This window comes from Paraburkholderia sp. RCC_158, assembly GCF_041355255.1.
Lineage (GTDB): Bacteria > Pseudomonadota > Gammaproteobacteria > Burkholderiales > Burkholderiaceae > Paraburkholderia > Paraburkholderia graminis.
The window spans coordinates 455,876-476,574 of the sequence record NZ_JBFUPM010000001.1 but is presented as its reverse complement, the minus strand read 5'-3'; the positions used below and the strand labels follow the sequence as shown (position 1 = coordinate 476,574).

18 protein-coding genes are annotated in these 20,699 nt (G+C 63.1%); 13 read left to right on the top strand and 5 right to left on the bottom strand.

Going from position 1 to position 20,699, the window contains the following annotated elements; genetic code table 11:
* The first annotated feature begins 18 nt into the window (after positions 1 to 18).
* Together AB6809_RS02120 and AB6809_RS02115 are read left to right on the top strand one after the other, a co-directional pair.
* Positions 19 to 783, top strand: coding sequence for an NTP transferase domain-containing protein (locus tag AB6809_RS02120; RefSeq protein ID WP_029966836.1), 765 nt, complete (start codon positions 19 to 21; stop codon positions 781 to 783).
* A 174-nt stretch (positions 784 to 957) separates the two neighbouring features.
* On the top strand, positions 958 to 2,361 hold the full coding sequence (locus AB6809_RS02115; RefSeq protein WP_029966834.1) for an MFS transporter: 1,404 nt from the start codon (positions 958 to 960) through the stop codon (positions 2,359 to 2,361).
* A 35-nt stretch (positions 2,362 to 2,396) separates the two neighbouring features.
* On the opposite strand, the gene ehuA is transcribed toward AB6809_RS02115, so the two are convergent.
* From ehuA to ehuB, 4 genes are all read right to left on the bottom strand, one after another.
* On the bottom strand, positions 2,397 to 3,224 hold the full coding sequence (gene ehuA / locus AB6809_RS02110; RefSeq protein ID WP_053859969.1) for an ectoine/hydroxyectoine ABC transporter ATP-binding protein EhuA: 828 nt from the start codon (positions 3,222 to 3,224) through the stop codon (positions 2,397 to 2,399).
* A 62-nt stretch (positions 3,225 to 3,286) separates the two neighbouring features.
* Positions 3,287 to 3,946, bottom strand: a complete 660-nt coding sequence (gene ehuD, locus AB6809_RS02105) for an ectoine/hydroxyectoine ABC transporter permease subunit EhuD (protein WP_006049624.1) — start codon at positions 3,944 to 3,946, stop codon at positions 3,287 to 3,289.
* Positions 3,943 to 4,602, bottom strand: coding sequence for an ectoine/hydroxyectoine ABC transporter permease subunit EhuC (gene ehuC / locus AB6809_RS02100; RefSeq protein WP_029966830.1), 660 nt, complete (start codon positions 4,600 to 4,602; stop codon positions 3,943 to 3,945). Before ehuC ends, ehuD begins: the two co-directional genes overlap by 4 nt.
* Before the next feature lie 86 nt (positions 4,603 to 4,688).
* Positions 4,689 to 5,543 carry an ectoine/hydroxyectoine ABC transporter substrate-binding protein EhuB gene (gene ehuB, locus AB6809_RS02095; RefSeq protein ID WP_006049622.1) on the bottom strand — a complete coding sequence of 285 codons (855 nt, stop codon included), beginning with the start codon at positions 5,541 to 5,543 and terminating at the stop codon, positions 4,689 to 4,691.
* 267 nt (positions 5,544 to 5,810) lie between these two features.
* Here ehuB and AB6809_RS02090 point away from each other — a divergent pair, with 267 nt between their 5' ends.
* The 11 genes from AB6809_RS02090 to ppk2 all read left to right on the top strand — a co-directional run bounded on the left by AB6809_RS02090 (position 5,811) and on the right by ppk2 (position 18,750).
* Positions 5,811 to 7,214, top strand: a complete 1,404-nt coding sequence (locus AB6809_RS02090; protein ID WP_029966828.1) for a PLP-dependent aminotransferase family protein — start codon at positions 5,811 to 5,813, stop codon at positions 7,212 to 7,214.
* A 171-nt stretch (positions 7,215 to 7,385) separates the two neighbouring features.
* Complete coding sequence (gene eutB, locus AB6809_RS02085; protein WP_029966826.1) at positions 7,386 to 8,393, top strand: hydroxyectoine utilization dehydratase EutB; 1,008 nt, start codon at positions 7,386 to 7,388, stop codon at positions 8,391 to 8,393.
* Entirely contained in the window at positions 8,390 to 9,391 is a 1,002-nt protein-coding gene (locus AB6809_RS02080) for a cyclodeaminase (protein WP_029966824.1), read from the top strand. Before eutB ends, AB6809_RS02080 begins: the two co-directional genes overlap by 4 nt.
* Positions 9,392 to 9,400: 9 nt before the next feature.
* Positions 9,401 to 10,627 (top strand): ectoine hydrolase DoeA, encoded by a 1,227-nt coding sequence (doeA, locus tag AB6809_RS02075; protein WP_029966822.1) that lies wholly within the window; start codon positions 9,401 to 9,403, stop codon positions 10,625 to 10,627.
* Positions 10,628 to 10,632: 5 nt separating this feature from the next.
* Positions 10,633 to 11,655 carry a N(2)-acetyl-L-2,4-diaminobutanoate deacetylase DoeB gene (doeB, locus tag AB6809_RS02070; protein WP_029966820.1) on the top strand — a complete coding sequence of 341 codons (1,023 nt, stop codon included), beginning with the start codon at positions 10,633 to 10,635 and terminating at the stop codon, positions 11,653 to 11,655.
* A 5-nt stretch (positions 11,656 to 11,660) separates the two neighbouring features.
* Entirely contained in the window at positions 11,661 to 12,152 is a 492-nt protein-coding gene (locus AB6809_RS02065; protein ID WP_029966818.1) for an Lrp/AsnC family transcriptional regulator, read from the top strand.
* A 143-nt stretch (positions 12,153 to 12,295) separates the two neighbouring features.
* Complete coding sequence (locus AB6809_RS02060; RefSeq protein WP_029966816.1) at positions 12,296 to 13,798, top strand: NAD-dependent succinate-semialdehyde dehydrogenase; 1,503 nt, start codon at positions 12,296 to 12,298, stop codon at positions 13,796 to 13,798.
* A gap of 31 nt (positions 13,799 to 13,829) precedes the next feature.
* Positions 13,830 to 15,236: an aspartate aminotransferase family protein gene (locus AB6809_RS02055; protein WP_029966814.1), complete on the top strand. Its 1,407-nt coding sequence runs from the start codon at positions 13,830 to 13,832 to the stop codon at positions 15,234 to 15,236.
* 140 nt (positions 15,237 to 15,376) lie between these two features.
* Positions 15,377 to 17,110: a gamma-glutamyltransferase gene (gene ggt, locus AB6809_RS02050; RefSeq protein WP_029966812.1), complete on the top strand. Its 1,734-nt coding sequence runs from the start codon at positions 15,377 to 15,379 to the stop codon at positions 17,108 to 17,110.
* A gap of 164 nt (positions 17,111 to 17,274) precedes the next feature.
* Complete coding sequence (locus AB6809_RS02045; protein ID WP_029966810.1) at positions 17,275 to 17,715, top strand: glyoxalase/bleomycin resistance/extradiol dioxygenase family protein; 441 nt, start codon at positions 17,275 to 17,277, stop codon at positions 17,713 to 17,715.
* A gap of 108 nt (positions 17,716 to 17,823) precedes the next feature.
* Positions 17,824 to 18,750, top strand: coding sequence for a polyphosphate kinase 2 (gene ppk2 / locus AB6809_RS02040; protein WP_029966808.1), 927 nt, complete (start codon positions 17,824 to 17,826; stop codon positions 18,748 to 18,750).
* A 177-nt stretch (positions 18,751 to 18,927) separates the two neighbouring features.
* On the opposite strand, the gene AB6809_RS02035 is transcribed toward ppk2, so the two are convergent.
* Positions 18,928 to 20,514 (bottom strand): inorganic phosphate transporter, encoded by a 1,587-nt coding sequence (locus tag AB6809_RS02035; protein ID WP_029966806.1) that lies wholly within the window; start codon positions 20,512 to 20,514, stop codon positions 18,928 to 18,930.
* Positions 20,515 to 20,699: the final 185 nt, after the last annotated feature.

The window sequence follows — 20,699 nt, the reverse complement described above, 5'->3', positions numbered from 1 at the left end:
CTTTTCAAAGGACCGCGCATGCGTGCCATCATTCTCGCTGCGGGCCTCGGCCTGCGTCTCCAGCAACCGCCGGAAGCCCAGTTCCCGAAATGCCTGTTGCAGTTCGACGGCTTGAGCCTGCTCGAGCGGCATCTGCAGATGCTCGAAACCGCCGGCGTGACCGAAGTCGTGCTGGCGCTCGGCTTTCAGCCCGAGTCGGTGCAGGCGGAACTGGCGCGCATCAACTGGCCGCACGCGGTCGAAACCGTGCTGAACACGCGCTATGACCTGGGCAGCGTGCTGACGGTGCACACGGTGGCCGAGGCGCTCACGCGCGGCGGCGACGTCCTGCTGATGGACGCCGACGTGCTCTACGACGAGCGCATCCTGGCCGCGCTGGTCGCGGGCGAAACGGTCAACCGTCTGTTGATCGACCGCGACTTTGAAGCCGGCGACGAGCCCGTCAAACTGTGTCTGAAAGACGGCGTGCCGGTCGAGTTGCGCAAGCAGCTTGCGGTGAATCTTGAGTACGACACGATTGGCGAGTCGGTGGGCTTCTTCCGTTTCCGCGAAGAAACCGCGCGGCGCTTTGCGGAAATCGTCGCGGGTTATGTCGACAGCGGCCGGGCCAACCTGCCGCACGAGGAAGCCGTGCGCGACCTGCTGCTCGAGCGCAGCCAGGTGTTCGATACCGCCGACGTGACCGGCGCGCCGTGGATCGAAATCGACTTCCCGAACGACGTGGCGCGCGCCACGACTGAGATCCTGCCGCAGTTGCAGCCGCTCGTCAGCGCTTCACGCTGAGTCCCCACTGACTCCTCGCTAAGCGCGTTTGACGCACACGACAAAGAGCCGGCTCGATGCCGGCTCTTTGTCGTTCAAGGTCTATACGAGCACCATCGGCAACAACATGCGTCGCCGATGCAATGCCATAATCGACGCTTTACGCCGACGGCCTTGTCACCCGTCGCCCTGCCAATGCCCTTCGCTTTAGGCGCTTTCATCGTCCCGCTGATCGTCGCGTGCGCGATGTTCATGGAAAACGTGGACGGCACGGTTATCGTGACGTCGCTGCCCGTCTTGGCCCGCGATCTCGGTCAGGACCCCATCACGCTAAAGCTCGCCGTCACCGCGTATGTGATCGGCCTCGGCGTCTTCATTCCGATCTGCGGCTGGGTCGCGGACCGCTTCGGCTCGCGCACCGTGTTTCGCACGGCAATCGGCATTTTCATGGCCGGCTCGCTGATGTGCGCGGCGTCCACGTCGCTCGGCATGTTCGTGGTCGCGCGCTTCGTGCAAGGCATTGGCGGCGCGATGATGGTCCCGGTCGGCCGCATCATCATTTTCCGCTCGGTGCCGAAGTCGGACTTCATACGCGCGGTCAATTATCTGACGGTGCCCGCGTTGCTCGGGCCGGTGGTCGGTCCGCCGCTCGGCGGATTCATCACGACGTATCTGCATTGGCGGCTGATCTTCTTCGTCAATATTCCGATCGGCCTGTTCGGCATCTGGCTGGCGAACAAGCACATCGCCAATGTGCGCGAGGCACATCCGGGCCCGCTCGACTGGACCGGCTTTCTGCTGTCCGCGAGCGGCGCGTCGCTGTTCATGCTCGGGCTTTCGCTGGTGGGCGGCGAACTCGTGTCGAATCCGGTGTCGTTCGGCATGTGCGGCGTCGGCGTCGTGCTGCTCGTGATTTATGTGCTGTACGCGAATCGCGTGGAAGCGCCGGTGCTCGATCTGCGCCTGTTGCGCATTCCCAGTTTTCACGCGAGCGTGGCGGGCGGATCGCTGTTTCGCATCGGCCTCGGCGCGGTGCCGTTTCTGTTGCCGCTCGCGTTGCAGGAAGGTCTCGGCATGACCGCATTCGTGTCGGGTTCGATCACCTGCGCTTCCGCGTTCGGCTCGATCTTCATGAAGGCGGCGGCCTCACGCATACTCGGACGCTTCGGCTTTCGCACGGTACTGATGTTCAACGCGGGCTGTGCGGGCGTGGCGATTGCAGTCTACGGCCTGTTCTTTCCCGGCACGCCGCACTGGTTGATCTGGTGCGTCGTGCTGTTCGGCGGTTTCTTTCCGTCGCTTCAGTTCACTTCGCTCAACACGTTGGCGTATGCCGACATTCCGAGCCGCGACGTCGGCCGCGCGACGAGTGTCGCCAGCGTGATCCAGCAGATTTCACTCGGGCTCGGCGTGACCATCGCGGGCATCGTGCTGCAGATTTCGCATAACGTGCAGGGCCATTCGAGCATCGTGTTCTCCGACTTCTGGCCGGCGTTCGTGGTGGTCGGTCTGTTCTCGTTCCTGTCGATTCCGGTCACGGCGCGCCTGCCGCACGACGCCGGCGATGAAATCGCACGCGGCCGCCGCGGCACCGCGTGACCGCATGAAGCGGCGCGATAAGCGCCGCCCTGACGCTACACCGCTTCCTTCACCGCGCGCAGGAACTGCTGCGTGCGCTCATGCTGCGGCGCGCTGAAGAACTGCTGCGGCGGACCTTGCTCGATGATCTTGCCTTGCGAGAAAAAGCACACACGGTCCGCGAATTCGCGCGCGAAGCCCATCTGATGCGTGACCATCAGCATGGTCAGATTGTGCTCGCTGCCGAGACGGCGAATCACGTTCAGCACCTCGCCGCACAACTCGGGATCGAGCGCCGACGTCACTTCGTCGAACAGCATCACCTTGGGCCGCATCGCCAGCGCCCGCGCAATCGCGACGCGCTGTTGCTGACCGCCCGACAACTGCGACGGATAGTGATTGCATTTGTCCTCGAGGCCGACGAGCGACAGCAGATCGCGTGCGCGCTCGGTCGCTTCCTTGCGCGACAGGCCGAGTACCTGCATCGGCGCTTCGATCGTATTGGCGAGCGCCGTCATGTGAGGAAACAGGTTGAAGCTCTGAAACACCATGCCGATCTTGCTGCGCACGCGCCGCAAATGTTTCAGCGATGCGGGCACCAGCTCGCCGTTCTTGCGCATATGCGTGAGCGGCTCGCCGTCTACTTCGATCATGCCGCCCGTGAGCGGGTCGAGTGTCATCAGCACGCGCAGCAACGTCGACTTGCCCGAACCGCTCGGACCGATGATCGCGACTTTCTCGTTGCGGCCAATATCCAGGTCGAGTTCGTCGAGCACCGTCAGCGCGCCATAGCGCTTCGTGACACCGGCGAAGCGCACCATGGGCGCCTCGCCCGGTGCGCCGGCCTGCGGGTCGAGTACGGAAGCGGGATCGTCTCGTTTCATCGGGTTCTCCACGGATAAGGCCGAATGCGGCGGGGTCGGGGTGTCGACGTCGGTTCTCACGGTCATGGCAACCTCAGACCGTATTCGAGCCGCCGCACGAGTTGCGCGAACGTGATGCTGATTAACAGAAAGAAGATGCCGGCCAGCGTAATCGGCTCGAGATAGCGAAACGTTTCGGAGCCGATGTTCTTCGCCTGCTGCATCAATTCGACGACGGTAATCGCCGACAGCACCGGCGTGTCCTTGAACATCGCCACCAGATAGTTGCCGAGCGCGGGAATCACCGGGCGAATCGCCTGCGGCAGAATCACCCCGCTATATGTGCGCCACGGCGACAACGACAACGCGCACGCCGCTTCCCACTGGCCGCGCGCCACGCCGTTCAGTCCCGCGCGATACACCTCCGACGTGTAGCACGCGTAATGCAGCGCGATACCGACAGTGCCCGCCGTCAATGCGGACATCGTGATGCCATACACCGGCAGCACATAAAACAGTACGTAGACCTGAATCAGCAGCGGCGTGCTGCGAATGAATTCGACGATAAAACCCACCGTGCGCGACACGGCCTTGACCGGACTGCGCCGCAGCACGGCCAGCACGAGGCCAAGCACGAGCGCGATCGCAAAGCCGATCAACGTGATGAAGATCGTGTACATCGACGCGCGCAACAGCGCCGGCAGAATCTGCTCCGCGTAATGCAGGTCGAAGAAGCTGTTCATCGGGCGGCCCTCTGGAGAATGCCGTGGCTCACGCGGCGCTCGAAATGCCGCATCAACGCAACCAGAATCTGCGCGAGCACGAAGTAGATGACGAGCGTGAGCATGAAAATCTCCGCGGTCTTGAAGGTCGCTTCGTCGAGTTGCCGTGCGCGAAACGTCAGATCGGAGAGCGTAATCAGCGACACGAGCGAGGTGCCCTTGAGCAACTCGATCATCAGATTGGTCGCGGGCGGCAGCGCATTGATCATCGCTTGCGGCAATATGATGCGGCGCATTCTGGTGAGTGGCGACATGTTGAGCGCGAGCGCGGCCTCGAATTGTCCGCCGGGCACCGAACGCAACGCGCCACGCAAAATCTCGGAACCGTACGCGCCGTAATGCAAACCGAGTCCGACGATAGCCACCGTAAACGGCGTCATTTCGATGCGAAACGGCGGCAGCGGCAGCACGAAGAAAAACCAGAACAGTTGCACGAGCAACGAGGTGCCGCGGAATATCTCGACGTACGCATTGCCGAGCCAGCGCAGCGGCGTCCACGGCGCGAGCTTGGCGGCGGTCGCGATAAACGCCATCGCGATCGCGAGCACCGTGGCCAGCGCGGCGATCTCGACCGTCACGAGTGTGCCTTGAAGCAGCAGGGGAAACAGTTCACGCATGGCGGGTCCTCGCTTGCATGACGGCATGTGCGTGTGCACACGCCTTTGAATTCAGAGCCGGCGTGGCCGGCACGCCCGAGACTCGCTTACTTGCCGCAGATGTCGGCGGCGGTGCGCGTCGTCAGATTGGTCTTGTCGAAACCGAATGCGCCGACGGTTTGCAGATGATCGGGCGTGCCGAGCCAATCGTGCAATTGCTTGTTGACCGCATCGCGCAGGTCCGTGTCTTCCGGGCGGAACGCGAGCGCGCCGTAGCCGGTGTGCTTCGGGTCGCCCTTGAAATTGGCAACCGCTTCCACCTGGTCGGAGGCTTTCGCGGCGAGGCCCTTCATGGTCAACGCGGTGCCCGCCGCGGCGTCGGCGCGGCGCGCGCGCACGGCCTGCAATTGCGCGGTCGTGTCCGGCACCTGCATGAGCTGGGCGTCTTTCACGCCGGCATCGCGCGAATTGGCGAGTTCCACCGCGCCCGCCATCACCGCGAGCTTGATGTCGGGCTGCTTGCCGATATCCGCATAGCTATGAAGATTCTTCGGATTGCCCTTGGGCACGAGCAGCGTGTCCTGGATCTGATACTGCGGATTCGCGAACGCGACCTGCTTGCAGCGCTCCGGCGTGATGTACATGCCGGCCGCGATCACGTCGAAGCGGCCCGCGCGCAGGCCTGGAATCAGCGAGCCCCATTCGGTCAGCACGCCGTCCACTTTCTTCACGCCCATCCGCGCAAAAATCTTGCGGGCGATTTCCGGAGACTCGCCGGTCACCTTGCCGTCCGGCGTCGTGTACGCGAACGGCGCTTCGTTCGCGTAGCCGATACGCACTTCGCCGGTGCGCTGGATGCGCTGCAACGTCGTTTCAGCCGACGCATGTTGCGCCGCCATGCTCAGGGTCGCCGCGGCGACGCAGAGGGCTCCCAGCAATCCTGAAGTGCGCTTCGCTTTCATATCGATTCCGTTGATAGCAGTGGTGAATGAGGTGATGAATTAGGCGTCTTGCCCGGCCTTCCGCCGCAACCTTGAATGCAGCATACAAAGCCAATTTTTTAATCCGATTGCTCTAGGACAATAATTTTCCGGGCCTGTTTCGCGGCAGTATGGGAAGCGGGAATAGGCGGCGCGGCGGGCTTATACGCGGCTGTCGGGCAAGGGTATACGACGACAGGACGGGCGCAGTAACGCGTCGCACGGGCTCGCGACATCGAATGACGGAGGATGCAAGTGATTGGGCAGTGGCGTGATGCGGTGCGTGCGGTGCACGGCGTGGAGTCGAAGTACAAACGGCTGGTGAAGGCGATTGCTGGCGATATCGAAAGCGCGTCGCTGCCTGCGGGCGCGCGGCTGCCGCCGCAACGCGATGTCGCCGCGGAACTCGCGATCAGCGTGCAGACGGTGACCAACGCCTATAAGGAGCTCGAGCGGCAAGGGCTGATTCGCTGCGAGGTCGGGCGCGGCAGTTTCGTTGCGGCGCGCGTCACGGAAACCATGTCGAACTACATGCTCGATACGGCCGAGCGCTCGGTGGTCGACTTTTCGATTGCGCGCATCATTCATACGCCCGAGCACGATGCGATGTGGCGCAAGGTCTGCGCGACGCTGTCCACGCTCGACGACCAGCCGTGGATTCGCGCATTCCGGCCGATTGCCGGCTTCGAGCATCATCGGCAGGCGGGCGTGGCGTGGCTCGCGTCGTTGGGCATGCCGGCTTCGGCGGATACGTTGCTCGTGACGAACGGCGCGGCGCACGGCATCTTTCTCGCGCTCGCGTCGCTCGTCGGTCCCGGCGATACCGTGCTGTGCGAAAGCCTCACGGATCACGGCGTGATCGGCTCGGCCAACGTGCTCGGCTTCACGCTCAAGGGACTCGAGATCGACGAATACGGCATCCATCCCGAGCATTTCGAAGAGATGTGCGACAGCGAGCGGATCAGCGCGCTCGTCTGCACGCCCACGCTGAACAATCCCACTGTCGCGATGATGCCCGACTCGCGCCGCCGGGCGATCGCACGGATTGCGGAGCGCTACGGCGTGTACGTGATCGAGGACGACGTCTACGGACCGTTGCCCGCCAAGGCCGCGACGCCGATTGCGAGCCTCATCCCCGAGTTGTCGTTCTACTGCACGAGCATGACGAAGTCGGTGCTGACGGGCTTGCGCATCGGCTATCTGACCACGCCGCGGCGACTCGCGCTACGCGCGGAAAGCGTGTTGCGCGTGAGTAGCTGGATGGCCACGTCGCCGATGGCCGAGGTCGCGACGCGCTGGATCGTCGACGGCACAGCGGAGCGCCTCGTGCAGGTTCAGCGCGAACGGCTCGGACGACGCCAGGCGCTGCTTCAGCAAACGCTCGGCGGCTATGTGCTTGGCGCCCATCCGCAAGCGTTGTCCGCGTGGCTGCGCGTGCCCGAGCACTGGCAGGCGGAGCGGCTCGTGCGGGAACTGCGCAATCGCGACATAGCGGTGACTTCCGCCGATCCGTTTCTCGTGCGCGGCGCGGACCGGCCGAACGCAGTGCGCGTGTGTGTCGGCGCGGAAGTGAGCGACGATACCTACAAGGCGGCGCTCGACACGATGCGCGAGGTGTTCGAGCAGTATCCTCAGGTGCACGATTTCACATAAACGCTGCATGGCTCGCGCAGTGTGCGCGAAATGAACTAGGACAATAGAAATCGTTTTTTAGAACATTAGACTGGGCTGCATTCAAACGATGCGGCCGCAGCCGGCATGACGCGTTAGTCGTCGTGAAGCAGCGCAGGCATCGAATTAACCCTTTCGTGCAGGGCCGAGTTCATGTCCGCTGTTCTGTCGCTGGCCGATGTCTATCGCGCGCGTCGCCGTATCGAGGGGCGCGTGTTGCGCACGCCGCTTATGGAATCGCCGAGCCTGTCGGCCATTGCCGGTGCGCCGGTGTTCCTCAAGCTCGAAACGGTGCAGCCCACCGGCAGCTTCAAGCTGCGCGGCGCGACCAACGCGCTCGCTCAACTTGTCGAGCAGGGCTGTCGCAAGGTCGTCACTGCATCGACGGGAAATCATGGGCGTGCGGTGGCACATGCGGCGCGTGCGCTCGGTATCGAGGCGACGGTCTGCATGTCGGCGCTCGTGCCCGGCAACAAAGTAGAGGCCGTGCGCGCGCTCGGCGCGCAAGTGCGCATTGTCGGCAAGAGCCAGGACGATGCGGAACATGAAGCGCTGCGGCTCGTGCGCGAAGAAGGCTTTGCTTATGTGCCCCCGTTCGACGATCTCAACGTGATCGCGGGGCAGGCGACCATCGGGCTCGAGATCGTCGAAGCGTTGCCGGACGTCGCGCATATCGTCGTGCCGTTGTCCGGCGGCGGTCTGTTTGCGGGCGTTGCGTTCGCGGCCCGAAGCGCGAATCGCGCGATTCGCATGACGGGCGTGACGATGGCGCGCGGCGCAGCCATGCATGCGAGTCTCGCAGCGGGACGCCCCGTGCTTGTCGAAGAGCTGGATACGCTGGCCGATTCGCTCGGCGGCGGCATCGGCCTCGAAAACCGCTATACGTACCGGCTCACGCGCGATCTCATCGACAACACGTTGTTGCTCGATGAGGACTCGATTGCGCGCGGCATCGTGCATGCCTATCAGCATGAACGTCTCGTCGTGGAAGGCGCGGCCGCAGTGGGCTTCGCCGCGCTGCTCGACGGCTCGCTGCACGACACGCGTGCTGAACGCGGCCCGCTGGTCATCATCGTGACCGGCGCGAATATCGACATCGATCTGCATCGCCGCATCGTCAGTGCGATGCCCGCGCAATCCCATTCTCATCAAAGCTCATGACGTCCATCACATTGCTCGGCGAAGCGCAGCTTCGCGAACTCGTGCCGCTCGATCTCGCGGCAATCGATCAGGTCGAAGCCGCCTTCCTCGCGCTGGCCACGGAAGATGTCGCGATGCCGCCGATCCTGCGTCTCGATCTGCCCGCGCAAAACGGCGAGGTCGATGTCAAGACCGCTTATCTGCCGCGCTTCGACAGCTTCGCGATCAAGGTGAGTCCGGGCTTCTTCAATAACCCGGCGCTCGGTTTGCCGAGCCTGAATGGCTTGATGCTGGTGCTGTCCGCGAAGACCGGCCTGACCGAAGCGGTGCTGCTCGATAACGGCTATCTGACGGCGGTGCGTACCGCAGCCGCCGGCGCGGTCGCGGCGCGCTGGCTCGCGAAGCAGCACACGCCGCAAGTCGCGGTGCTCGGCGCGGGCGAACAGGCGCGTCTGCAATTGCAGGCGCTGATGCTGGTGCGCCGCGTCGAACACGTTCGCGTGTGGGCTCGCAATCGGTCCAACGCAGAGCGGTTTGCCGAAGAGATGACCGCAACGCTCGGCGTGCGCTGCGAAGCCGCACGCGATGTCGCTCATGCGCTCGCCGAAGCGGACGTCGCGATCACGACGACGCCGAGCCGCACGCCGCTGATCGAAGCCGCGCATCTGCACGCCGGTTTGCATATCACCGCAATGGGCTCGGACGCCGAGCACAAGAATGAGATCGCGCCGGCGGCATTGGCGGCGGCGCGCTACATCTGCGATCGCGTGCAGCAAACGCGCGTGCTGGGCGAATTGCATCATGCGCTGAATGCGCGCGCGATCAAGGCCGACGCGTCGATTGCCGAGCTGGGCGAAGTGATCGCGGGCAAGGCCGTGGGCCGGACGAGCGATACGGACGTGACGATCTGCGATCTCACCGGCACCGGCGCACAGGACACGGCGATTGCCGCGCTCGCCTTGCAGCGTGCGCGAGCCGCGAACGCAGGAACCGTTTTTCGTAACGATGTAGAGCGCTAAGAGGGGACGATGTCCGAGACAACTCAACTGGAACGCAATGTGAGCGATCAGGCGTTGGCTGTACGCCTGCCGTTCGAACGAGCGGAATACGACGCACGTATCGGCAAGACCCGCAAGGCGATGCAGGCCGCCGGGATCGAACTGCTGATCGTGTCGGACCCGACCAATATGGCGTGGCTGACCGGCTACGACGGCTGGTCGTTCTACGTGCACCAATGCGTGCTGCTTGCGCTTGACGGCGAGCCGGTATGGTTCGGCCGCGGTCAGGACGCAAACGGCGCGAAGCGCACGGTGTTCATGCAGCACGACCATATAGTTGGTTATCCAGATCATTATGTGCAGTCCGCCGTGCGTCACCCGATGGACTACCTCGCGCGCGATGTGATTGAAGCGCGCGGCTGGGGCGCGCTCAGGATCGGCGTCGAAATGGATAACTACTATTTCAGCGCAGCGGCTTACCGCTCGCTCGTCCAGCATCTGCCCAACGCGAAGTGGCATGACGCGACGAGCCTCGTGAACTGGCAACGCGCAGTGAAGTCGCCGCGCGAAATCGAATATATGCGCGTGGCGGCGCGTATTGTCGAGGCGATGCATGAGCGCATTGTCGAGCGAATCGAGCCGGGCATGCGCAAGAACGATCTGGTGGCCGAGATCTATTCGACGGGCATTCGCGGCGTGGACGGTTACGGCGGCGACTATCCGGCCATCGTGCCGCTGCTGCCGACCGGCGCGGACGCCGCCGCTCCGCATCTCACGTGGGACGACACGCCGTTCGCGAAAGGCGCGGGCACGTTCTTCGAAATCGCCGGCTGCTTCAAGCGCTATCACTGTCCGCAGTCGCGCACGGTGTTTCTCGGCAAGCCGCCCAAGCATTTCATCGACGGCGAACGCGCGGTGGTCGAAGGCATCGAGGCCGGTCTTGCCGCGGCCAAACCAGGCAACACCTGCGAGGACATCGCCAACGCATTCTTCGCGATGTTGCATAAATACGGCATCGAAAAGAACAGCCGCTGCGGTTATCCGATCGGCGCGAGCTATCCGCCCGATTGGGGCGAGCGCACCATGAGTCTGCGTCCAGGCGACAAGACCGTGCTCGAACCGGGCATGACGTTTCACTTCATGCCGGGCCTGTGGCTCGACGATTGGGGACTCGAAATTACCGAAAGCATCCTGATCACGGAGAACGGTGTCGAGACGTTCTGCAATACGCCGCGCAAGCTGTTCGTGAAGGAGTAGTGCATATGCGCGCCTCGCCTATTCAGCCGACCGTCGACTTCAATGTCGACGGCGAACAGCATGGCTTTCTAAAACTGCCGCATTCGCACGATGCGTCCGCGTGGGGCGCCGTGATGATTCCCGTCACCGTGATTCGCAACGGCGAAGGGCCGACCGCGTTGCTCACAGGCGGCAATCACGGCGACGAATACGAAGGACCGATCGCGCTTTCACAAGTCGCGTCGACGCTCAGAGCCGCGGACGTGAAAGGCCGCGTGATTATCGTGCCGTTCATGAACTACCCGGCGTTTCGCGCGGGCAGTCGCACGTCGCCGATCGATCGCGGCAATCTGAATCGCAGTTTTCCTGGCAAGCCGGACGGCACCGTCACCGAAAAGATCGCCGATTACTTTCAGCGCCATTTGCTGCCGCTCGCTGACTATGTGCTCGATCTGCACGCCGGCGGCCGCACGCTGGATTTCGTGCCGTTTGCCGCGATCCATCTGCTATCCGACGAGCGGCAGCAGGCGCGCTGCGAAGCGGCGATGCGCGCATTCGGCGCTCCTTATTCGATGCGTATGCTGGAACTGGACAGCGTTGGACTCTTCGATACCGCGGCCGAGGAAGCGGGCAAGGTTTTCGTATCGACGGAACTCGGCGGCGGCGGCACGGCCAGCGCAAAAAGCGTCGCGATCGCAGTGCGCGGCGTGCGAGGATTTTTGCAGCACGCGGGCATTCTCGTTCAGGAACCGGGCGAGCAAGCGGCACGCACCACCACATTGCTCGATATGCCCGACGGCACCTGCTTCACCACGAGCGAACACGACGGCCTGCTCGAATTGTGCAAGGACCTCGGCGAGATGGTGGAAAGCGGCGAGGTGATCGCGCGAATCTACGATGCGTCGCGCACGGGCGTTGCGCCGGTCGAATATCGCGCACGCCGCGGCGGTCTGCTCGCGGCTCGGCATTTTCCGGGGCTCGTGCGCATCGGCGATACGGTTGCGGTGGTCGCCGATGTCGTCGAGCGCGGCATACCGGTGAGCGTCTGAGCGCGATGAAACTCGACCGCTACGACCTGGCGATTCTGCGCATTCTTGCGCGCGACGGACGCATCACGAAGTCGCGTCTCGCGGAGGAAATCAATCTGTCGATTTCGCCGGCATGGGAGCGCGTCAAGCGCCTCGAGGACAGCGGCGTGATTCGCGGTTACCGCGCGGACGTCGACTGGCTGCGCGCGTTCAAGGGCGCGCGCGTGGTGGTTGAGGTCACGCTCGCGCGGCATACCGCGCAGGACATGCGGCGTTTCGAGGAACGCATTGGCGCGTCGCCCGAAGTCGTGCAATGCCATGCGACGGGCGGCGGCGTCGACTATGTGATGCACGTGATGGCGCGCGACATCGACCACTATCAGCGGTTTATCGATTCCTTGCTCACGGCTGAACTGGGTATCGAAAAGTACTTCACGTACATCGTCACGAAGGTCGTGAAAAGCATGCCCGAAGGTGTGCCCGACTGGGCCGACGAATCGTCCGGCGACGACAGTTGAAGCACGCGGCGACGCTGCCGAAAAAACACCACGCGCCGCCGCGCATTACGGAAAAAACGCCGGCTTCGGCGCACGCGAACCGAAAAAACCGCGAGGCCGCTCAACGTACAGTGACAGACATACATCGCACACAGGAGGTCGTCATGTTGCTGGGTCATCCGGTTCTGTTCAAATCGCTGTGTTACGTCGACGGGCGCTGGGTGCATAGCGCAAGCGCGGCAAGTGTCGCCGTGCGCAATCCCGCGGATCAGGAAGTGCTCGGGCATGTGCCGATGCTCGACGCGGCGCAGATCACGGAAGCCGTCGACGCCGCACAGCGCGCCTTTTCCGCGTGGCGCTGGCTGCCGGTCGCGAAGCGCTCGGCGCTGCTGCTACGCTGGCACGAACTGATCCTGCGCCATCAGCACGACCTCGCGGCGATTCTCTCGCTCGAACAGGGCAAGCCGCTCGCCGAAGCACGCGGCGAGATTGCGTATGGCGCGAGCTTCGTCGAATGGTTCGCGCATGAAGTGCGGCGTCTGAATGGCCGCACCATTCCCACGCATATCGACGGCGCGCAACTGGGCACCGTGATCGAACCGGTGGGCGTTGCCGCGTTGATCACGCCGTGGAATTTCCCTTGCGCGATGATCACGCGCAAGGCGGCCGCCGCGCTCGCGGCCGGTTGTACGGTCGTCGTGAAGCCCGCGCACGAAACGCCGTTCTCCGCGCTCGCGCTCGCTCAACTCGCCGAAGAAGCCGGTTTTCCAGCGGGCGTATTCAACGTGGTGCTCGGCGAACCGCAAATGGCGATGCAAACGCTGGTTGGCGATTCACGCGTGCGCTCGGTGAGCTTCACCGGTTCGACTCGCGTCGGCGGGCTCGTGATGCAGGCCGTCGCAAACGCGGGCATCAAGAAGACGGCGCTGGAGCTGGGTGGCAACGCGCCGTTCATCGTCACCGAAGACGCCGACCTCGAACAGGCCGTGCGCGTCGCCATCGCCGCGAAATTCCAGACGTCGGGCCAGGATTGCTGCGCGGCCAATCGCATTTTCGTTGCGCGTCCGTTGTACGAGACGTTCGTCACGCGATACAGCGACGCCGTTCGCACATTGAAAGTGGGCTCGGCATTCGAAGCCGATGTGGACGTCGGCCCGCTGATGCATCAAGCCGCATTCGACACGACCATGCAGCGCGTCGCCGATGCGCAAGCCAAGGGCGCGCGCATCACAGTTGGCGGATCGGCGCACGAACGCGGCGGCTGGTTCTTCGAGCCGACCGTGGTGGCCGACGCCGCGCCTGGCATGCGCATCTACGACGAAGAAAACTTTGCGCCGATTTCCGCACTCACGCCATTTGATTCGCTGGACGAAGTAATCGAGCGCGCGAACGACACCGAGTACGGTCTTGCCGCATATGTCTGCGCGCGCGATCTGAACACGGTCTTTCAACTGATTCGGCGCCTCGACTTCGCGATGGTCTCGGTGAACGGCGCGAAGTTCACGGGTGCGCCGATTCCGTTTGGCGGCATCAAGTCGTCGGGACTCGGCCGCGAAGGCGGCGCCGAAGGCTTCGAACCTTTTGTGGAAACACGCTATTTCTGCCTCGGCCAACTCGGCTTGCCGGTCACGCAAAGCCTGCCCGCTCGCAGCGCCGCGGCCGCCTAACTCATTCACGCATTCAACGAAGGAGCATTTGATGACTCAGCCCGAACAACTCGATCAACTCTTCAGCGCCGACCGCGCGCATTTCATGCACCCGTCGACGCATGCTCACGACCATGCGAGCGGCGCGCTGCCGGGCCGCATCGTGACGGGCGCAAAAGGCATCCGCATTGAAGACCATCAAGGCAAGTCTTTTATCGACGCCTTCGCGGGTCTCTATTGCGTGAACATCGGCTATGGACGCACCGAAGTTGCCGAGGCCATTTACGAGCAGGCGAAGAAGCTTGCCTACTATCACACGTATGTCGGCCACTCGACCGATACGATCATCGAACTGTCGTCGCGCATCATCGATTGGGCACCGCAGGGCATGAAGAAGGTGTACTACGGCATGTCGGGCTCGGACGCGAACGAAACGCAGATCAAGCTCGTCTGGTACTACAACAACGTGAAGGGCCGGCCGAACAAGAAGAAGATCATCTCGCGGCAGCGCGGCTATCACGGCTCGGGCATCGTGACGGGCAGCCTCACGGGTCTGCCGAGTTTTCATCAATACTTCGACCTGCCGATCGAGCGCGTCAAGCACACCACGTGTCCGCACTGGTATCGCAATGCGCCGGCCGGCATGAACGAAACGCAGTTCGTCGCATATTGCGTCGAGGAACTGGAGCAACTGATCGCGCGCGAAGGCGCCGACACGATCGCTGCGTTCATCGGCGAACCGGTCATGGGAACGGGCGGCATTCTGCCGCCGCCTGCCGGCTATTGGCCCGCGATCCAAGAGGTGCTGAAGAAGCACGACATTCTGCTGATCTCCGACGAAGTGGTGTGCGGCTTCGGCCGTCTCGGCTCGAAGATGGGCGCGCAGCACTACGGCATGACGCCCGACCTCATCACCGTCGCGAAGGGTTTGACGAGCGCGTATGCGCCGCTCTCCGGCGTGATTGTGAGCGAAGGCGTGTGGGATGTGATCGACAAGGCTTCGCAGGAATTCGGTCCGATGGGGCACGGCTGGACCTACTCGGGACATCCGATCTGCGCGGCAGCGGCGCTGGCGAACCTCGATATTCTCGAGCGCGAGAATCTTACGCAAAACGCGGCGCAAACCGGCGCGTATCTGCTCGAGCAATTGCATGCCGCGTTCGATTCGCATCCGCTCGTCGGCGAAGTGCGTGGCGTGGGCATGCTGGCCGCGCTCGAATTCATGGCCGACAAGGACGCGCGCCGTCCGTTCGATCCGGCGCTGAAGGTCGGCCCGCGCGTGTCGGCTGCTGCGTTGCAACGCGGCCTGATCGCCCGCGCGATGCCGCATGGCGACATTCTCGGTTTCGCGCCGCCGCTCGTGACTTCGCGCGACGAGGTCGACGAAATCGTCAAGCTCGCTCGCGCCGCAGTGGATGAAGTGGCCTCGCAGGTTCTCACGCCCGCGGCTGCTGTTTAATCGAAGCCGTACGCCTCTTTGTGTGCCGCAGCAGGTGCCTTACGGATTTGCGCGGCTTCGCAAAGAGGCGCTTCGCATGTTATAAGCCCAAGGGAACTGTCGTTATCGTCAGGTGAAACAGTCGTCTTGGGGGATTAACAATGAGGTTGTTCCGCAACGCCAGATCGTCGGCCAGCGTGTTCGCACTGGCCACTGTGTTGTCTGTTTCCTTCGGCTTTCTCGAGGCCACGCCGGCCGTCGCGAAGCCGCCCGTCAAAGCGCAGCCGGCGGTTCTCACCGCGTCCGCCATCGCGGTCGCGGACGAGTACAGCGCGGATGCCGCCGAACAGATTTTCAAGGAAGGCGGCAATGCGGTCGATGCCGCGGTGGCCATCGCCTTCACGCTTGCCGTGACTTATCCGGAAGCGGGCAACATCGGCGGCGGCGGTTTCATGACGCTGTACGTGGCCGGCAAGCCGTACTTTCTCGACTATCGCGAGCGCGCGCCGCTGGCGGCAACGAAGAACATGTATCTCGACGATAAGGGCGAGGTCATCAAGGGCATGAGCCTGTACGGTTATCGCGCGGTGGGCGTGCCCGGCACCGTCGACGGCATGTGGCAGGCGCAGCGCCGCTTCGGCAAGCTCAAATGGAAGCAGGTGCTCGCACCGGCCATCCACTATGCGCGCGACGGCTTCGTGGTCAGCGAGCAATTGCAGGAGCGCCGCGATGCGGCGGCCAAGGAATTCGCCGGCAAGACGAACTTCGACACCTACTTTGGCAACCTGAAGCAGGGCGTCAACTTCAAGCAACCGGATCTCGCCGCCGTATTGCAGCGGATTTCCGATCAGGGCGCGAAAGATTTCTATTCGGGCAAGACGGCTGATCTGATCGCCGAGTCCATGCGCGGTCACGGCCTCATCACCAAGGCCGACTTGCAGCAGTACAAGGCCGTATGGCGTCAGCCGATTCAGGCCGACTGGAAAGGCTACCGCGTGTACACCGCGCCGCCTCCGAGTTCGGGCGGCATCGGCCTCGTGCAACTGCTGAAGATGAAAGCCGATCGCGCGGACGACTTCAAGGACGTGCCGCTCAATTCGCCGCAATACATTCACCTGATCGCGGAAATCGAAAAGCGCGTATTCGCGGACCGTGCGCAATATCTCGGCGATCCGGACTTCTACAAGGTGCCGGTCGCGCAATTGACCGACGACGCCTACATCGCGAAGCGCGCCGCCGAGGTCAATACGGAAACGCCGTCGGACACGAAGAGCGTGCAGCCGGGACTCGGCACGTCGATGCCGGAGAAAGCGGAAACCACGCATTTCTCGGTCGTCGACAAGTGGGGTAACGCGGTGTCGAACACGTACACCGTGAACGGTTACTTCGGCTCGGGCGTGGTCGCCGATCGCACGGGTATCGTGCTGAACGACGAGATGGACGACTTCTCCGCGAAGCCGGGCGTCGCCAACATGTTCGGCGTGGTGGGCAGCGACGCCAATTCGATCGAACCGAAGAAGCGCCCGCTTTCGTCCATGAGCCCGACCATTCTGACGAAAGACGGCAAGGTGTCGCTTGTGATCGGCACGCCGGGCGGCTCGCGCATCTTCACGTCGATCTTCCAGGTGATCAACAACGTCTACGACTTCAATATGCCGCTGCCGGAAGCGGTCGCCGCGATGCGTTTCCATCATCAGTTGCTGCCGCCGAACACGATTTTCTGGGAGCCGTATATGCCGATCGACGGCGAGCTTGCAAAGGCCGTCGAAGCAAAGGGCTATACGCTGAAGGCGCAGAATTTCAACGGCGACATTCAGGCGATCAAGATCAACGACAACACGCCCGAACCGGCAGCCGATCCGCGTGGCCGTGGCGTGACGCGGATTATCCAGTAAGCGTTGTGCGGATTGTGTGAGCGGTGCATGGGTTGAGATGTGCCGCTCACAATTAACGGAAGACCTCGCGCTCGAAAGAGCCCGGGGTCTTTTTTCCGTGCCGTGTGAGACACTTTCCGGTACTCGCGCGCCGTTCGCGGCCGCTACCCAGGGAGTGAGCCACCATGAATTCGTCTGCCACGCCTTCCGATGTGCCTGCACCATCGTCCGATGCCGAGCCGCGCATCGAGTCGCTCAGCGCGATTACGCTCGCCACCGGCGACATGCGGCAAGCGGTGCGCTTCTATCAGGCTCTCGGCTTCCCGCTCAAATTCGGCGGAGAAGAAGCGGCGTTTACGTCGTTCGAATTCGGCGGAACGTATCTGAATCTGATCGCCGATCCGCGTGCGCCGGTTAGCTGGTGGGGCCGCGTGATCGTCTATGTGTCCGATGTCGACGCGGTTTATCGCAAGGCGCTGGCGGCGGGCTTCGAGCCGTCGTTGGAGCCGTCCGATGCGCCCTGGGGCGAGCGCTATTTTCATATCAGCGATCCGGACGGCCACGAACTCAGCTTCGCGAAACCGTTGCGCGACGCGCGGGCGTCGGCGAAAAACTCGCTATCATGAAACGGCTGAACGGTAACACGGCTGACACCGGGCGCACCGATAATCGGGCGCGTCCGCGTCGCGCTTGCCGCCGCGCGCCCGATCATTTCCGTCGTCAGGAGAGCCGCAATGAAAGAGCAGGACCCGAGACCCGAAGCCGAGTTGCTGACTGAGCGGCAACGCCGTTTCGAGGAGGACCTCATCGACGCGTACGACGAGGAACTCGAGATGGAGGTCGACGACCGCATACTCGACGGTTCGGAGGCCTTCACGCCGGAGAGCCGCGAAGCACGCAAGATGTATTTCCGCGAGCTGTTCCGCTTGCAGGGCGAACTGGTCAAGCTGCAGGACTGGATCGTTGAGACGGGGCATCGCCTCGTGGTCATTTTCGAAGGACGCGATGCCGCGGGCAAGGGCGGCGCGATCAAGCGCATCACGCAGCGGCTCAATCCGCGCGTGTGCCGCGTCGCGGCGCTGCCGGCGCCGAACAATCGCGAGCGCACGCAATGGTATTTCCAGCGCTATGTGTCGCATCTGCCGGCCGGCGGCGAGATGGTGCTGTTCGATCGAAGCTGGTACAACCGCGCGGGCGTCGAGCGCGTGATGAATTTTTGCACCGACGACGAATACGAAGAGTTCTTCCGCTCCGTGCCGGAGTTCGAAAAGATGCTGGTGCGCAGCGGCGTGCAGATCGTCAAGTACTGGTTTTCGATCACCGACGAAGAGCAGGAAATCCGCTTCCAGAACCGCATTCACGATCCGCTGAAGCAGTGGAAGCTCAGTCCGATGGATCTCGAAAGCCGGCGCCGCTGGGAGGCCTATACGCAGGCGAAGGAAGTGATGCTGCAGCGCTCGCATATTCCCGAGGCGCCGTGGTGGGTCGTGCAGGCCGTCGACAAGAAGCGCGCGCGGCTGAACTGCATCCAGCATCTGCTGAACCAGGTGCCGTATCACGAGATCGAGCATCCGCGTGTCGAACTGCCGGCGCGTGTTTATCACGACGAGTACAGCCGCCAGCCGGTGCCGGCCTCGATGATCGTGCCTGAGGTTTATTGAGGGGGGAGTCGATTACGTGCGCGCGATCGACTCAGAAGCGCGCGCCTTTTAATCGACTCATGATTCGAGGCGAATGCGGGCCTTAATCACCTCAAATCTCATCAGCATCATGTCGGCGCCTTCAGACCGCAGCAGCGGCGCTAAACCACTGCGGTCCGAGCGAAGCTGCATAGCACCTCAAAACACCGCCCGAAACACCCAATACAATCCCGCCGCGAGCGCGATCGATACCGGCAGCGTCAGCACCCACGCGAGCACGAGGCTGCGCACCGTCGCCCATTGCAAGCCCGCGCCGTTCGCGGCCATCGTGCCCGCCACGCCGGAAGACAGCACGTGAGTCGTCGACACCGGCAGACCGTACATGTCGGCCGCGCCAATCGTCATCATCGCGACCAGTTCGGCGGACGCGCCCTGTCCGTACGTCAAATGCTGCTTGCCGATTTTTTCGCCGACAGTCACGACGATCCGCTTCCATCCGACCATCGTGCCCAGGCCCAGCGCAATCGCGACCGCGACCTTGACCCACGTCGGAATGAACTTGGTGGCGTGATCCGTTTGCGCCTTGAAGTTGTCGATGGCCTTCGCGTCTTCCGGGGCGAACGCCGGTTGCTTCGCCTTGTTCATCAGGCGGATCGCTTCCGACGCGACATACATGTTGTTGCGCACGTTATCGACGATGCCTTGCGGTACGCCGGCCATCGAACCCGATGCGCCGACTTGCTGCGCGATCACGTCCGTCAGTTGTTTTAGCGCGGGCACGGTTGCAGGCGTGAGTTGATGCGTACGCACATAGGCTTCGACATCGGCGCGCGGATTGGCCGACGGCGGCGCGCCGTTCGTATAGCGCGCGAGCGCGGCCGACGTTTGCTGGGCGACCGCGACGAAGGTCTGCGTTTCGGCGGGCGTGACGGCCTTGTTCAACGCATACGCCGTCGGCACGGTGCCGATCAGGATCAGCATGATGAGGCCCATGCCCTTCTGGCCGTCGTTCGAACCGTGCGCGAACGAAACGCCCGTGCAGGTCAGAATCAGGAGACTGCGAATCCAGAACGGCGGCGGCTCCTTGCCCTTCGGTTCGGCGTAAAGCGCGGGCACGCGCACAACGGCTTTGAGGATCATCAGCAGCAGGCCGGCCGCGAGAAAGCCGATGAGCGGCGAAAACAGCAGCGACTTGCCGACGCCCAGCGCCTGGTTCCAGTCCACGCCACTCGTGCCGCTCGCGCCATGCATCAATTGATTCATCAGGCCGACACCGATGATCGAGCCGATCAGCGTATGCGAGCTCGACGACGGCAAGCCGAAATACCAGGTGCCGAGGTTCCAGATGATCGCGGCAATGAGCAACGCGAACACCATCGAAAAGCCGGCGCTGCTGCCCACTTGCAGAATCAGTTCAACCGGCAGCAGTTGCAGAATGCCGAACGCGACCGCGCCGCTCGAAGTCAGCACGCCGAGAAAATTCCATGTGCCCGACCACACCACCGCGAGATTCGGCGCGAGCGAATGCGTGTAGATGACGGTCGCCACCGCGTTCGCGGTATCGTGAAAGCCGTTGACGAATTCGAAGCCAAGCGCGATCAGCAGCGCCACGCCGAGTAGCAGATACGGCAGGATGGAACCCTCGCGCACGGGTTGCAGGTCGCCCACGAGCTGCATGCTGCAATAGCCGATGCCGACTACGATCACGGCGAGGAAAACCACGAGGCCAAGATTGCGCCCCTTGCCACTGACCCCGCTCGATTGCGGGTATGAAAGCTCCGGCATGACGTGTGCCCCTGGAAGAATGTCGCGGAACCACCGATCCTGCTGGGCGCGTGTGTCGGTACGATGACAACGGCCGGCGCTCGCACAGAAGGGCTCGCACCTGACGACGCTGGCGGATCGCGCCTCGGTTTTGCCGCTGCGAGGCGGGGTGCTAGCGGCATGCGGGAATCTTTTTTGCTACGCTG